Below are 14,628 nucleotides of genomic sequence, written 5' to 3'. Positions count from 1 at the left end.
GGCCACGATTCGCGGCACCACAACTGCAAGATCGCCCACGTTTGGGGTGGGACGGGGCGGGAGGGGTGGTACTCGCGGGGTTGGGCGGCTGATCGGCAGGGCTGTGGCGACTTGCTGCCCCCATAGGGGCGAAAAGTCGTCACAGCCGGGGATGAGGGAGGCGATCGCCGCGGGGGTCGAGTTTGGGGGCTTGATCCACGCGCACTGAGCTGTTCCCAGAGCGCCCTCGGCGACAGCTCAGCGCGCGTGGATCAAGCGAGACACCTCAGCGCGCACCGGTCAAGGGGCGATGCGTCAGCGGACGACTTGGCCGCGTAGGACTATGCGGCTCGGGGTGCGGAGGACCCGCAGGTCGGTGCGGGGGTCGGTGTCGTAGACGACCAGGTCGGCGAGGCCGCCTTCGACCAGGCCGGGGAAGCCGAGCCACGCTCTGGCTCCCCAGGAGCCGGCGGCGAGGACGTCCAGGGTGGACATGCCGGCCCGCTCGTGCAGCAGCAGCATCTCCTCGGCGGCGAGACCGTGGTTGATCCCGCCACCGGCGTCCGTACCGACGAAGATCGGCACGCCGGCCTCGTACGCGGCCCGGACCACCTCGGGGAAGCCGTCGCGCAGGGCGAGCATGTGTTTCGCGTACCCGGGGAAGCGTTCGGCGGCACGTTCGGCGATGCCACCGAAGGTGTCGATGTTGATCATCGTGGGGACGAGTGCGGTGCCCCGGCGGGCCATCTCGTCGACCAGGTCCACGCTGAGGCCGGTGCCGTGCTCGACCGAGTCCACCCCGGCCCGGACCATGATGTCGACGGCGGACTCGGAGAAGGTGTGCACCGCGGCGCGTACGCCGGCTTGGTGCGCGGCCCGGACCGCGTCGGTCAGGGTGGCCTCGTCCCAGGTCGGCGCCAGGTCACCGGCGTCCCGGTCGATCCAGTCGCCGACCAGCTTGACCCAGCCGTTGCCGGCCGCCGCCTGCTCGGCCACGGCCGCCCGCAACTCGCTCGCCGGCACCTCGACCCCGATGTCGCGCAGGTAGCGCTTCGGCGGGGCGATGTGCCGGCCCGCGCGGGCCAGTCGCGGCAGTCCCGGCTCGTCGTCCAACTCCGGGTACGGGTACGGCGAACCCGCGTCCCGGATCGCCAGGACCCCCGCCTCCCGGTCCGGTACGGCGAGCGCGCGGGCCTCGTCCAGCCCGGTGATCGGCCGCCCGCTCGGGGCGATGCCGATGTGGCAGTGCGCGTCCACGAGTCCGGGCAGCACGAACCCGCCGTCGTTGATCGTCTGCGCCCCGGCCACCGGCTCGTACGTGACCCGGTCACCGACCAGCCACAGGTCACGTACCTCGTCGTCGGGGAGCAGGACTCCGCGTACGTGCAGTGAAACCGGGTCGAGCTGGCTCACTTGTTGTCGTCGGGCCGCTTGGTGAGCTTGTTGAAGTCGAGTTTCGGCAGCTTGAAGCCGGGCGGCAGGCCCTGCCCGGCGCCCGGGTCCATTCCCGGCGGGAGCTGCGGCATGCCGGGGAAGCCGGCACCGCCACCGGGGAACCCACCGGCGGGACCGCCGCCGACGCGGGGCCGGTTGCCGCCCTTGGTGCCCTTGCGCTTGTTCTTCGGCGACTTGGTCGCCTTGCGCCGGGCGCCGGGCATGCCCATCATGCCGCCCATCTGCTTCATCATCTTCTGCGCTTCGGTGAAGCGGTTGAGCAGCTGGTTGACGTCCATCACGGTGACCCCGGAGCCGTTGGCGATGCGGAGCCGGCGGGAGCCGTTGATGATCTTCGGGTTGGTCCGCTCGCCGGGCGTCATGCCCCGGATGATCGCGGTGACCCGGTCGAAGTGGCTGTCGTCCAGGTCGGCGAGCTGGTCCTTCATCTGCCCCATGCCGGGCATCATGGCCAGCACGTTGGCGATCGGACCCATCCGCCGTACGGCGATGAGCTGGTCGAGGAAGTCCTCCAGGGTGAACTGCTCACCGCCCATCAGCTTGGCGGTCATCTTCTCCTTCTGATCGGAGTCGAAGGCCTGTTCGGCCTGCTCGATCAGAGTGAGCATGTCGCCCATGCCGAGGATCCGGCTCGCCATCCGGTCCGGGTGGAAGACGTCGAAGTCCTCCAGCTTCTCACCGGTGGAGGCGAACAGGATCGGCTGCCCGGTGACCTCGCGTACGGACAGCGCCGCACCACCGCGGGCGTCACCGTCGAGCTTGGAGAGGACAACGCCGGTGATGCCGACCCCGTCGCGGAACGCCTCGGCGGTCCGTACGGCGTCCTGACCCACCATCGCGTCGATCACGAAGATGACCTCGTCCGGGTCGACCGCGTCCCGGATCGAGGCGGCCTGGGCCATCATCTCGGCGTCGATGCCGAGCCGGCCGGCGGTGTCGACGATGACGATGTCGCGGGCGGCCCGCTTGGCGTACTCGATCGACGCCTTGGCCACCTGGACCGGGTCACCGACACCGTTGCCCGGCTCGGGGGCGTAGACCTCGACGCCGGCCCGCCCGCCGAGCACCTGCAACTGGCCGACCGCGTTCGGACGCTGGAGGTCGGCGGCGACCAGCATCGGCTGGTGACCCTGTGCCTTGAGCCAGCGGGCGAGCTTGCCGGCGAGGGTGGTCTTACCGGAACCCTGGAGACCGGCGAGCATGATCACGGTCGGCGGGTTCTTCGCGAACTGGAGCCGCCGGCCCTCGCCGCCGAGGACCGCGACCAGCTCCTCGTGCACGATCTTGATGACCTGCTGGGCCGGGTTGAGCGCCTGGGAGACCTCGGCGCCACGGGCCCGTTCCTTCAGGTTCGCGATGAAGGACTTGACGACGGGCAGCGCGACGTCGGCCTCCAACAACGCCAGCCGGATCTCCCGGGCGGTGGCGTCGATGTCGGCGTCGGTGAGCCGACCCTTTCCACGGAGCTTGGTGAAGATCCCGGAGAGGCGGTCACTCAAGGTGTCAAACACGGCGCAACATCCCGTTTGTCTAGTTTCCGCGAGCAGGACTCGGACCGGCAGCGACACTTCCGGCCAACGCTAGGGTAGCCGCCCGGCACCCCGGCCGCCGCGTCGCTGCCACCGGCCGCCGATCACCGCCGGCTCGTCTCACGGATCGACCAGCCCGGACTGGTACGCGCACACGACGAGTTGGGCCCGATCGCGGGCGCCGAGCTTCACCATCGCCCGGCTCACCTGCACCCGCCGCCGCTCCCCGCCGAGCGGGTCGCTCTTGTAGAGAAAGAGGGCCTATCGGGGCGCGAATAACGCCTCTTTCTCTACAAGAGGCGCGAGAGGTCGTCAGGGGGTGACGGCGGCGAGGACGGCGGCTTCGACGCGGTCGCGTTCGGCCTCGTCGGAGTAGTCGCCGACGAGGTAGAAGGCGTCGACCACGTCGCCGCCCAGGGTGGAGATCCTGGCGGCGCGGACGAGGGCGCCGGCCTCGTCCAGGGCGCTCGTCACCCGGTAGAGCAGGCCACCGGAGTCGGCGGCGCGCAGTTCGAGCACCACCGCGTCGGTGGCAGCGGCCCGGTGCCAGACCACCCTCGGGGCTGCGCCGCCGCCCCGGCTGGCCAGGGCCCGGCCGCGCAGCCGTTGGATCACCGACACGTCACCGGTGACCGCGCGGCGCAGGTCGGCGCTGAGCGCGATCGGGTCGGGTGGGGTGCCGTACCGGGGCTGGACCTGGAACTCGACCAGCCCCCGGTCCGCGACCGTGCTCGCGTCGGCGGAGAGCACTTCGAGCCGGTGCAGGGCCAGGCAACCGGCGACCGCGGCGAGCAGGCCGCGCCGGTCGGCGGCGGCCACCGCCACCCGCGCCCCGTCCAGGTGTACGGCCGGCAGCGGCCCCTCCAGCAGCGCCGGATCCGGTGTCGGGGGGTCGGGCAGCTCACCGGTGTCCAGTGCGGTGTGCACCCTGCCGACCAGTTCGGCGATCAGCCGGGACTTCCAGTCCGACCAGGCGGCCGGGCCGGTGGCCTGGGCGTCGGCGCGGGCGAGCCCGTGCAGGAGGCTGAGGGTGTGGCTGTCGCCGACCGCTTCGGCCACGCCGGAGATCGTCACCGGGTCGCGCAGGTCCCGCCGGGTGGCCACCTCGGGGAGCAACAGGTGCAGCCGGACCAGCTTCTCGATCAGGTCGACCTCGGCCGGCGGGAGGCCGATCCGGGCGGCGATCGAGGCGGCGATCGGGGCACCGACGGTGCTGTGGTCACCGGGCAGGCCCTTGCCGACGTCGTGCAGGAACGCGGCGAGCAGCAGGAGGTCGGGCCGGTCCACCTCGCGGGCGTACGCGGTCGCCTCGGCGGCGGCCTGGACCAGGTGCCGATCGAGGGTGAACAGGTGCACCGGGTTGTGCTGGGGGAGGCTGCGCAGCCGGGGCCATTCCGGCAACCAGCCGTCGATCAGCCCGTACCGGTCGCAGGTTTCCCAGGTGGGCACCAGGCCGGGGCCGGCGCCGAGGAGGGTGATCAGTGCGGCGCGGGCCGCCGCCGGCCACGGGGTCGGCAGCGGCGGGCAGTACGCGGCAAGCCACTCGCAGGTGGCGCGGGCGATCGGGAGCCCGGTGCTGGCCGCGGCGGCGGCGACCCGCAGCGACAGGCTGGGATCGGGGCGGGCGCCGATCGCGGTCCGGGCGAGGACGAGTTCGCCGTCGTGTTCGACCACGTCACGGGCGACCGGGCGGCGCAGCAGCCGGCCGTCGGCGCCCCGGTTGTCGGGGCCGCGCAGCCGTCCGCTGCGGAGCCGGTCGGCGGACCGGAACGCGTCGGCGAGGGCGTGGCTGATCGTACGGGCGTCGCCGGCCACCCGGCGCAGCACCGCGTCGCCGTCGTCGAGCCCGAGCAGGGTGGCGACGGCGGCCCGTTCCTGCGCGACCAGGCGGTCGACCCGCCGGCCCCGGGACACGTGCAGTGCGTCGCGGGTGTCGAGCAGCCGCAGGTGGGCGGCGCGTACGGCCGGTCGGAGGGCGTCGCTGATCCCGGCGTACGCGATGGCGCGCAGCAGGCCCACGTCGCGCAACCCGCCGGCGGCCTCCTTGAGGTCGCCCTCGAGGAGGAAGGCGAGTTCGCCGTGCGCCTTCCAGCGGGCGGCGGTCACCTGGTGCAGCACCGGCAACTGCCGCACGGCGGTACGCCGCCACTGGTCACCGGCGGCGGCGATGAGCTTGTTGCTGAGTGCCTCGTCCCCGGCGACGTGCCGGGCGTCGAGCAGCCCGAGGGCGACCTTGACGTCGTCGTGCGCCACGGAGAGCGCCTCGGGGATGGTGCGGACCGAGTGGTCCAGGCCGAGCCGGGCGTCCCAGATCGGGTACCAGAGCGCGGCGGCGATCTCGTCCATGCCGGGCACGCCGTCGTGCACCAGCACCAGGTCGAGATCGCTGTACGGCGACAACTGCCGGCGGCCGAGACCGCCGACCGCGACCAGCGCCACCCCGGCCGGTACTGCCGGCATCAGCGTCACCAACCAGGCGTCGAGCGCCGCCGCACGCTGTTCGCGTGCGGCGGCGCCGATCCCGGCGGTGAGCAGCGGTGTTCCGTCGTCGGTCAGTCCGACTGCCGGCGGTGTTCCCCTGGTCATCGCCATATGCTCAGAGCGCGTCGAGGCCGCGCTCACCGGTCCGGACGCGGACGACATCCTCCACGGCCGTGACCCAGACCTTGCCGTCACCGATCTTGCCCGTACGGGCCGCCGTGACCACCGCGTCGACGACCTTCTCGACGTCGATCTCGTCGGTCAGCACCTCGACCCGGATCTTCGGCAGGAACTCCACGGTGTACTCGGCACCCCGGTACACCTCGGTGTGGCCCTTCTGCCGTCCGTACCCCTGGACCTCGCTGACGGTCAGGCCGGCCACGCCGAGGGCGTGCAGGGCCTCCTTCACCGCGTCCAACTGGTACGGCTTGATGACCGCGGTCACCAGCTTCATGTCCAACCCCTCCATCACAGGAACGTTAACCGGCGACCTTTTCGCTGACCGGAGCGGCCGGCTCGGCCGCGGTGCTACCGGGAGTGCCGATCCCGGCCATGGCGAACGCACCGCCACCGCCGCTACCGCCACCGGTGGAGAGGTCGTAGCCGGCCTCAGCGTGCTCCGCGATGTCGATCCCGTCGACCTCGGCCTCGGACTTGACCCGGAAGCCGATGGTCTTCTCGATCACGAAGGCCAGCACCCAGGCGATGGCGAACGACCATACCGTGACGACCAGGCCGGCGAGGGCCTGCCGACCGAGCTGGGTCGCGCCGCCGCCGTAGAAGAGACCGTCGGAGCCGCCCACCACGTCGCTGATCGCGGCGTTGACCGAGTTGGTGGCGAACAGGCCGAGCCAGAGCGACCCGATCCAGCCACCGACGAAGTGCACGCCGACCACGTCGAGCGAGTCGTCGAAGCCGAGCTTGTACTTCAGGCCGACCGCGAGGGCGCAGACCACACCGGCGACGATGCCGAGCAGCACGGACGCCCAGGGAGCGATGAAACCACAGGCCGGGGTGATCGCGACCAGGCCGGCGATCGCACCGGAGGAGGCACCGACCATGGTCGGCTTGCCATCCTTGATCCACTCGACCACGATCCAGCCGAGCACGGCCGCGGCGGTGGCGAGCTGGGTGTTGATGAAGGCCAGACCGGCGACCGAGTCCACGGTCAGTTCGGAGCCGGCGTTGAAGCCGAACCAGCCGAACCAGAGCAGCCCGGCACCGAGCGCCACCAGCGGGATGTTGTGCGGCTTCATGCCCTCCTTGGGCCAGCCGAGCCGCTTGCCGAGCACCAGAGCCACGGCGAGCGCCGCTGCACCGGCGTTGATGTGCACTGCCGTACCACCGGCGAAGTCGAGCGCGTGGATCTTGGCGCCGATGAAACCGCCGCCCCACACCCAGTGCGCGACCGGGAAGTAGACCAGGGTGGCCCAGCCGAAGGCGAAGAGCAGCCAGCCGCCGAACTTGGCCCGGTCGGAGATGGCACCGCTGATCAGCGCGACGGTGATCACCGCGAAGACCATCTGGAAGGCCATGAAGACGTAGAGCGGAATGCCGATGCCGCTGGGGTTCTCCGCGGTCGCGCCCCAGAGATCGGTCTCCGCGAGGAACGTCTTGGTACCGAGGTAGGCACCGGGATCGCCCCAGAGCCCGTTCACGTCGGCCCCGAAGGCGACGCTGAATCCGTAGAACCACCACAGAATCGAGATGAGCCCGATAGCCGAGAAGCTCATCATCATCATGTTAAGTACGCCCTTGGACCGGTTCAGGCCGCCGTAGAACAGCGCCAGTCCGGGTGTCATGAGCAGCACGAGCGCCGTCGAAACCAGCAGCCACGTAGTGTTGGCGCCGTCGATCGTCGGTGCTTCAGGCACGCTGGCCTCCTAAAAGGTAGTTTCCTCCCCTCGAAAGCTCCGATTCGTGCCGGGCACTGTCCCGCTGCCCTAGCTGCCCGAGCCGAAACTTCCACCGACCCAGGGGCAGCGCCGCCCGTGCGCCGGTTGGGCGGAAGCTTCCCGGCCGGCTGTTTCACCCAGGGTCTCCACCGCGTTTCCGGCCCGTCACCAGTTGTTTCGTACGTGTGAAGAAAGTCTCACAGTCGATAGAACGGGTGGGGGCATATCAGCCGAAAGGCGCGCCGGAGGTATACGGAAAGCGACACGGATCAACGGAGGGCGTACTCCAGGGTGTGCCGTTCGTAATCCAGCAGGCGGAGATCGCGCATCGGACGCCGCAGATGGCCCTTGTGCACTATCCGTACGAACGCCGGCTCGCCCGCCGCCGCCATCCGACGGATCCCCTCGACATGGTCGACGATCCGCTTACGGATGGTCCGCACCAACCGGTGCCGGTCCCGTGGGATCAGACCGTACGCGTCCGCGAACAACCGCAGCCGGCGGGGCCGGTTCGGCCGCTTCCACCCCAGCGTGTACGAGTCCCGGTCGGAAAAGAGCGGCACCCAGGTCCAGGCCGCGTACGCCACGTCGTAGATCCGGGCACCCGGTGAGGCCAGGTCGAAGTCGATCAGCGCGAGGGTCCCGTCCGGCCGCCAGATCACGTTGTGCGGGGCGGCGTCGTGGTGGCAGATCACCTCGGTGTCCGGCGGCGGTGGGCCGAACGAGCGCCAGACCGCGCCGGTGACCGGGGCGAAGCCGTACTGCGCGTCGTGGAACATCCGGAGCATCGTGGCGACGGTGACCAGCGCCTCGTCGGTCACCCAGTGCGGGGCGAGCGGGTACTCCCCGCACTCCCCCTCCAGGTAGGACAGCACCTCCCGGTTGCGCTCGTCCATCCCGAGCGCGCGGGGCGAGCCGGTGAACCCGACGTACTCCAGGTGCCGCAGCAGCGCGTGCACCGAGGGCGTCCACGGCCCGGCGTTGCGCCGGACGGTGTCACCGACCCGTACGACGGTGCTCACGTTGCCGCCGTGCAGTGGAATTTCCTGCGAAGTCACGTACGGTCTCCCGATGCGCGGCGGCGGTTCACGGTAGGCCACCGAGGTTACGCCTCGGCGCCCAGCGGATCGGCGCCGATGAGCGCATCGACGAACTGCGCGGGGTCGAACGGGGCCAGATCGTCCGGGCCCTCGCCCAGGCCGACCAGCTTGACCGGCAGGCCGAGCTTGCGCTGTACGGCGATCACGATCCCGCCCTTGGCGGTGCCGTCGAGCTTGGTCAGCACCACCCCGGTCACGTCGACCACCTCCATGAACACCCGGGCCTGCTCCAGCCCGTTCTGCCCCGTGGTGGCGTCCAGTACGAGCAGCGTCTCGTCGACCGGGCCGTGCTTCTCCACCACCCGCTTGACCTTGCCCAGCTCGTCCATCAGGCCGACCTTGTTCTGCAACCGCCCGGCGGTGTCGATCAGTACGGTGTCCACCCCGAGTTCGATACCCCGGCGGACCGCGTCGAATGCCACACTCGCCGGATCGGCTCCCTCCGGTCCCCGGACCACCTCGGCACCCACCCGGCCGCCCCAGGTGGTGAGCTGTTCCGCGGCGGCGGCCCGGAACGTGTCCGCGGCACCGAGCAGCACCGTACGACCGTCCGCGACCAGCACCCGGGCGATCTTGCCGCAGGTGGTGGTCTTGCCGGCGCCGTTGACCCCGACCACCAGCACCACACCGGGGGTGCCGTCGTGCGCGGTGGCCCGCAGTGCCCGGTCCATCCCCGGATCGAGCGCGTTGACCAGTTCGACCGCGAGCAGGGTGCGCAGGTCACGCGCCGTACGGGTGCCGAGCACCGCGGTCCGCTCGCGCAACCGGTCGACGATCTCCCGGGTGGCGTCCACGCCGACGTCGGCGGTGATCAGTGCGTCCTCGATTTCCTCCCAGACCTCCTCGTCGAGGTGGTCCCGGCTGAGCAGGGTGAGCAGCCCCTTGCCGAACACGTTCTGCGAACGGGACAGCCGGGTCCGCAGCCGGACCAGCCGGCCGGCGGTCGGTTCCGGGCGTTCCAGCGTCGGTGCCGGTTCGGCCGGCGGCGCCACCGGCGGCGGCGCGGTCACCGTGTCGGTGATCTGCGGTTCCGTGACTTCCGGGGCCTCCGGGGTGATCACGCCGGTGGGGCGGGTAGACACGCTCGTCTCGGGCGGCAGGGGCGGCTCGGGCCGCCGACGCAGCCGCGGCACCACCAGGCCGACGGTGCCGAGCAGCAGCACACCTAGCAGGATCAGCGCGAGAACGAGGTACTCCATGCGGGAATCCTGACAGATGCCGGCTCGGCCGGCCCAGCCGCCGCTCCCGATGGGCGCGGCGGAGATCACCGGTACCCTCCGGCGGAACCCGGATGGCGGTCGGACCCGCCGGGTAGCAAGGATGGGTTCACCCACCCCTCGGAGGTCCAACGATGCCCGAAAGTCGGTTGCTGATCGGCCCGCTGCTGCGCCGCGTGGTCGGCACCCGCGCCACCGTCTGGGTGGAGGCGAGCTCACCCGCCGTCGCCCGGGTCCGGACCGCCTCCGGCGCCAGCGGTACGGCCGCCACGTTCACCGCCTTCGACCACCACTACGCGCTGGTGGTGGTGGAGGGGCTGACGCCGGGCAGCGCCGAACCGTACGAGGTGTGGCTCGACGACGAGCTGGTCTGGCCGCAGCCCGATTCGAAGTACCCGCCGAGCCTGATCCGTACCCGGGGCGACGACGAGACCGAACCGGTGCACCTGATCTTCGGCTCGTGCCGGGAGACCACCCAGCACGCGACCGCCCGCCGACTCCCGCCGGACGCCCTCGACGCGTACGCCCGGCGGTTGATGGCCAGCGGGGACGCGGCGGCCGACCTGCCCGACCTGATGGTGCTCCTCGGCGACCAGGTGTACGCGGACCAGACCTCGCCGACGGTCCGCAAGCTGCTCAGCCGCCGCCGGCACCGACCGCACGGCGCCCCGGCCGACCAGGTGGTCAGCTTCGACGAGTACACCAAGCTCTACCTGGAGTCCTGGCGCGACCCGGAGATCCGCTGGCTGCTGGCAACCGTGCCGAGCGTGATGATGTTCGACGACCACGAGATCATCGACGACTGGAACACCTCGGCGCGCTGGCGGGCCGAGGTACGCGAAGAGCCCTGGTGGAACGAGCGGATCGCCAGCGGGATCGCCTCCTACTGGGTCTACCAGCACCTCGGCAACCTCGACCCGGACGAGGTCGCGGCCGACCCCGTCTACGCCAAGGTCGTCGCCGCCGAGGACGCCACCTCGGTCCTGCGGGAGTTCGGCGAGCAGGTGGACGCGCACGTGTCCGAGGCCGCCGGCCACACCACGGGGGGCGTGGCCGGTGGCGACCCGCTCGGCGGGCCGGTACGGGTCGGGCGCTACCAGTGGAGCTACGGCCTCGACATCGGCCGGACCCGGCTGGTGATGCTGGACAACCGGTGCGGCCGGGTGCTGGACCGGTCCCGGCGGTCGATGCTCTCGCCCGAGGAGTGGGCCTGGTTCGTCGACCGGGCCCACGGCCGGTACGACCACCTGGTGGTCGGTTCGTCGCTGCCCTGGCTGCTCCCGCCCGCCGTACACCACGTCGAGTCGTGGAACGAGCGGCTCGCCGACTCCCGCCGCCCCCGGGTGGCCGCGTTCGCCGAGCGGCTGCGCCGGGCCTTCGACCTGGAGCACTGGGCCGCCTTCGACCGGTCGTTCGAGTCCCTGGCCGCCCTCTTCGCCCGGATCGGGACCGGCCGGACCGAGGATGCCGGTGCCGACGGTGGTGACGCCCCGGCGCTGGTCGGGGCGGGTCCGGCGTACCCGGCACCGGCGTCGATCAGCGTGCTCTCCGGCGACGTGCACCACTCGTACGTCGCCCGGGCGCAGTTCACCGACGAGGTGAAGACCCCCGTACACCAGTTGACCTGTTCCCCGATCCACAACCAGGTGCCCGCGTTCATGCGCCCGCTGCTGAAGCTGGGGTGGCACCCCGGCCCGAGCGGGGCGGCGCGGGCGCTGGCCCGTACCGCCGGGGTGCGGCGGCCGGGGGTGCGCTGGCGGCGGCTGACCGGGCCGTACTTCGGCAACGCGATCAGCAGCCTGCGGCACACCGGCCCGGCGGCCGAGGTGGTGATCGAGGGCACCGGCAAGGACGGGGTCCTGCGGGTGGTCGGCCACCAGCACCTCGCCCGGCCGACGGAGGCCGCCGGGCCGAGCCGGTCGTAGGCTGATCAGGGGCGGTTTCCGCCGACGGACGGTGGGCGGGCGGCGTGCCCGCCCCGGTCCGCGATCCGGTGGAGATCCGTGGCCGGCGGACGGGGTGATCCTCCGGGGGAGGGAGATCGGTGGCGGGCGAGCGGGGCGACGGGGACGGCAGCCGGGACACGGCCGAGCCGGAACCGCTGCGTGCGGTCGAGCACGAGCTGACCGTGCTGTTGCGCCGGGCCCGGGCGGTCTCCTGGGAGGTCGCCCGGGAGGTGCACCCGCACCTGGAGCCGAACGCGTACGGGCTGCTGCTCCTGCTGTTCCGGTCCGGTCCGACCCGGCTCACCGACCTGGCGGCGGAACTGGGCATCGGCAAGGGCACGCTCAGCCGGCAGATCGCCGCCCTGGCGGAACTGGGCCTGGTACGGCGGCAACCCGACCCGGTGGACGGGCGCGCCGCCCTGCTCGACCTGACCGAGGAGGGGCAGCGCCGGTTCGCCGACGCCCGCCGTGCCCGGCAGGAGCAGTTGCACCGGGCCCTGGCCGGTTGGCCCACCGCCGACCAGGTCGAGTTCGCCCGGTTGCTGTCCCGGTACAACGCCGAGTCCCGCTGAGCCGTCCCGGCCCACCCCCGCTGCCGGACTGACCGATCACACTTCCCCGGCCTTAGTTGCCTGGGGCAACTAGTTCTGCCTAGCGTGGGGTACGGCAACCAACCGGCGGGCGGCGGCGGAACCCGCCGGGGAGAGCTATCCGCCGAAGGAACCACTCCATGACCCAGGCAACCGAGCCGGCGGTCCCGGCATCCGATCCGAGCACGGACGCGGCTCCCGGAACCCCGATGACCCACCGGCAGATCCTCGAAGCCCTCTCCGGACTGCTGCTCGGCATGTTCGTGGCGATCCTGTCCTCGACCGTGGTCTCGAACGCCCTCCCCCGGATCATCTCCGAGCTGCACGGCACCGAGTCGTCGTACACCTGGGTGGTCACCGCGACGCTGCTGGCGCTCACCGCGACCACGCCGATCTGGGGCAAGCTCGCCGACCTCACCAGCAAGAAGCTGCTGGTCCAGCTCGCCCTGGTGATCTACGTCCTCGGCTCGGTGCTGGCCGGTCTGGCCCAGAACACCGGCGAACTGATCGCCTGCCGGGTCGTGCAGGGCGTCGGCGCCGGGGGCCTCACCGCGCTCGCCCAGATCATCATGGCCGCGATGATCGCCCCCCGGCAGCGCGGCCGGTACAGCGGCTACCTCGGCGCGGTGTTCGCCCTCGGCACCATCGGCGGACCGCTGATCGGCGGCGTCATCGTCGACACCTCGTGGCTCGGCTGGCGCTGGTGCTTCTACGTCGGGGTGCCGTTCGCGGTGGCCGCGATCGTGGTGCTGCAGAAGACGCTGAACCTCCCGGTGGTCACCCGCAAGGCCAAGATCGATTACCTCGGCGCCACCCTCATCTCCGCGTCGGTGTCGCTGCTGCTGATCTGGGTCTCGCTCGCCGGCAACAACTTCGCCTGGCTGGCCTGGCAGACCCCGGTGATGGTGCTCGGCGCGGTCGGACTCGGCGCCCTCGCCCTGCGGGTCGAGTCCCGGGCCGCCGAGCCGATCATCCCGCTGCACCTGTTCCGCTCCCGGACCGTCGCCCTGGCCACCCTCGCCAGCGTCGCCGTCGGCGTGGCCATGTACGGCGCCTCGGTCTTCCTCGGCCAGTACTTCCAGATCAGCCGGGGACAGAGCCCCACCCGGGCCGGGTTGATGACCCTGCCGATGATCCTCGGACTGCTCGTCGCCTCGACCCTCACCGGGCGCCTGATCACCCGTACCGGGCGGTGGAAGCGTTACCTGGTCGGCGGCGCGGTCCTGCTCACCGTCGGTTTCGCCCTGATGGGCACGATCCGGGCCGAAACCAGCTTCCCGCTGATGAGCGTTTACATGGCCGTGCTGGGTATCGGACTCGGCATGACCATGCAGAACCTGGTACTCGCCGTCCAGAACACGGTCGCGGTCCGCGAACTCGGCGCCGCCAGCTCCCTGGTCGCGTTCTCCCGCAGCCTGGGCGGCGCGGTCGGGGTCTCCGCGCTCGGTGCGCTACTCGGACACCGGGTCGCCGGCTACCTCGCCGACGGGTTCGGCTCCCTCGGGGTGGCCGCACCCGACAGCGGCGGCGCCATCCCGAACGTGGCCACCCTGCCCGGCCCGATCCGTGCCGTCGTGGAGATCGCGTACGGTCACGGAGCAGGCGATATCTTCCTGACCGCGGCACCCTTCGCGCTGATCACCCTGATCGCGGTCATCTTCATCAAGGAGGTCCCGTTGCGTCAGCAGAGCGGCACCGATCCGTCCGGCACGGGAACACCCGGATCCGGCGGCCAGCACCGGCCGGCAACCCACGAGTCCGGCCAGCTCCGTCCGGGGACGGCCACCGCCGCGCCGGGAGCGGTCCGATGACCGTCGAACCCGCCGACCAGCCGGCGTACGACCCGCCCCGGACCGAGCAGCCCGACCGGGTACGGTACGGCCCGGCCACCACCCCGTCGCCGTTCGAACGCGGTACGGACGGCCCGAAGGTGGTACTCGCCGGGGTCGACGGTTCGGTCACCTCGATGCGGGCGGTCGCGTACGCCGCCGGCCTGGCCCGCCGGCAGAACAGCGAACTGGTGGTGGTCTTCGTGGCCGCCCCGTCCGTACTCGCCGGACTGACACCGGGGATCGGCAGCCAGGTGCAGGACGCCCTGGACGAGCTGGGCGCCGAGCTGCGTCACGAGGTCGGCAGCGCCGCCGAGGAACTGGGCGTACCGCTGACCTTCCTCGGGCGCCGCGGTGACCCGTATGCCGAACTGCGTACGGTCGCCGACGAGATGCGGGCCGACATGGTCGTGGTCGGTGCCTCCACCCAGGCCGGTCACCGCCTGGTCGGCTCGATCGCCACCCGCCTGGTCAAATCCGGCCACTGGCCCGTAACCGTCGTCCCGTAGTCCCCGCGCCCTCTCCCCCTCCCCGCGCCCCGCCTGGCGCCTCTTGTAGAGAAAGAGTGGTAATTCCGGCCCGGATTGCCACTCATTCACTACAAGAG

The 14,628-nt window shown here is 71.6% G+C and carries 11 protein-coding genes; 4 read left to right on the top strand and 7 right to left on the bottom strand.

Annotated features, from left to right (window positions below; all coding sequences use genetic code 11):
* Nucleotides 1-294: 294 nt before the first annotated feature.
* The 7 genes from ACWEFB_RS13935 to ftsY form a co-directional block, all read right to left on the bottom strand.
* Nucleotides 295-1,392 carry an amidohydrolase family protein gene (locus ACWEFB_RS13935; protein WP_452285401.1) on the bottom strand — a complete coding sequence of 366 codons (1,098 nt, stop codon included), beginning with the start codon at nucleotides 1,390-1,392 and terminating at the stop codon, nucleotides 295-297.
* Entirely contained in the window at nucleotides 1,389-2,945 is a 1,557-nt protein-coding gene (gene ffh / locus ACWEFB_RS13930) for a signal recognition particle protein (protein ID WP_452285399.1), read from the bottom strand. Before ffh ends, ACWEFB_RS13935 begins: the two co-directional genes overlap by 4 nt.
* 330 nt (nucleotides 2,946-3,275) lie before the next feature.
* A complete protein-coding gene (locus tag ACWEFB_RS13925) occupies nucleotides 3,276-5,549 on the bottom strand; it encodes a [protein-PII] uridylyltransferase (RefSeq protein ID WP_452285397.1) in 2,274 nt (757 codons plus the stop codon).
* Nucleotides 5,550-5,559: 10 nt separating this feature from the next.
* On the bottom strand, nucleotides 5,560-5,898 hold the full coding sequence (locus tag ACWEFB_RS13920; RefSeq protein WP_173041812.1) for a P-II family nitrogen regulator: 339 nt from the start codon (nucleotides 5,896-5,898) through the stop codon (nucleotides 5,560-5,562).
* A gap of 25 nt (nucleotides 5,899-5,923) precedes the next feature.
* Nucleotides 5,924-7,318 carry an ammonium transporter gene (locus tag ACWEFB_RS13915; protein WP_452285395.1) on the bottom strand — a complete coding sequence of 465 codons (1,395 nt, stop codon included), beginning with the start codon at nucleotides 7,316-7,318 and terminating at the stop codon, nucleotides 5,924-5,926.
* Between the two features lie 290 nt (nucleotides 7,319-7,608).
* Nucleotides 7,609-8,439: an aminoglycoside phosphotransferase family protein gene (locus ACWEFB_RS13910; RefSeq protein ID WP_326560437.1), complete on the bottom strand. Its 831-nt coding sequence runs from the start codon at nucleotides 8,437-8,439 to the stop codon at nucleotides 7,609-7,611.
* A 5-nt stretch (nucleotides 8,440-8,444) separates the two neighbouring features.
* Nucleotides 8,445-9,638 carry a signal recognition particle-docking protein FtsY gene (ftsY, locus tag ACWEFB_RS13905; RefSeq protein WP_452285393.1) on the bottom strand — a complete coding sequence of 398 codons (1,194 nt, stop codon included), beginning with the start codon at nucleotides 9,636-9,638 and terminating at the stop codon, nucleotides 8,445-8,447.
* 152 nt (nucleotides 9,639-9,790) lie between these two features.
* Between ftsY and ACWEFB_RS13900 the strand changes: the two genes are divergently transcribed.
* From ACWEFB_RS13900 to ACWEFB_RS13885, 4 genes are all read left to right on the top strand, one after another.
* Entirely contained in the window at nucleotides 9,791-11,581 is a 1,791-nt protein-coding gene (locus ACWEFB_RS13900; RefSeq protein WP_452285391.1) for an alkaline phosphatase D family protein, read from the top strand.
* Nucleotides 11,582-11,700: 119 nt separating this feature from the next.
* Nucleotides 11,701-12,174, top strand: a complete 474-nt coding sequence (locus ACWEFB_RS13895; protein WP_452285389.1) for a MarR family winged helix-turn-helix transcriptional regulator — start codon at nucleotides 11,701-11,703, stop codon at nucleotides 12,172-12,174.
* 158 nt (nucleotides 12,175-12,332) lie between these two features.
* The gene (locus ACWEFB_RS13890) at nucleotides 12,333-14,003 is read left to right on the top strand and encodes an MDR family MFS transporter (protein WP_452285387.1); all 1,671 of its coding nucleotides are present in this window, start codon (nucleotides 12,333-12,335) and stop codon (nucleotides 14,001-14,003) included.
* Nucleotides 14,000-14,530, top strand: a complete 531-nt coding sequence (locus ACWEFB_RS13885; protein WP_452285385.1) for a universal stress protein — start codon at nucleotides 14,000-14,002, stop codon at nucleotides 14,528-14,530. Before ACWEFB_RS13890 ends, ACWEFB_RS13885 begins: the two co-directional genes overlap by 4 nt.
* Nucleotides 14,531-14,628: the final 98 nt, after the last annotated feature.

This window comes from Micromonospora sp. NPDC004704 (genome assembly GCF_053601675.1).
The sequence above is the reverse complement of the archived record's forward strand: the minus strand, read 5'-3'. Positions and strand labels throughout refer to the sequence as shown.

Coding starts and splice junctions, on each gene's coding strand:
- ACWEFB_RS13925 (WP_452285397.1), bottom strand. CDS start 5,549: ATGACCAGGGGAACACCGCCGGCAGTCGGACTGACCGACGACGGAACA.
- ACWEFB_RS13920 (WP_173041812.1), bottom strand. CDS start 5,898: ATGAAGCTGGTGACCGCGGTCATCAAGCCGTACCAGTTGGACGCGGTG.
- ftsY (WP_452285393.1), bottom strand. CDS start 9,638: ATGGAGTACCTCGTTCTCGCGCTGATCCTGCTAGGTGTGCTGCTGCTC.
- ACWEFB_RS13900 (WP_452285391.1), top strand. CDS start 9,791: ATGCCCGAAAGTCGGTTGCTGATCGGCCCGCTGCTGCGCCGCGTGGTC.
- ACWEFB_RS13890 (WP_452285387.1), top strand. CDS start 12,333: ATGACCCAGGCAACCGAGCCGGCGGTCCCGGCATCCGATCCGAGCACG.
- ACWEFB_RS13885 (WP_452285385.1), top strand. CDS start 14,000: ATGACCGTCGAACCCGCCGACCAGCCGGCGTACGACCCGCCCCGGACC.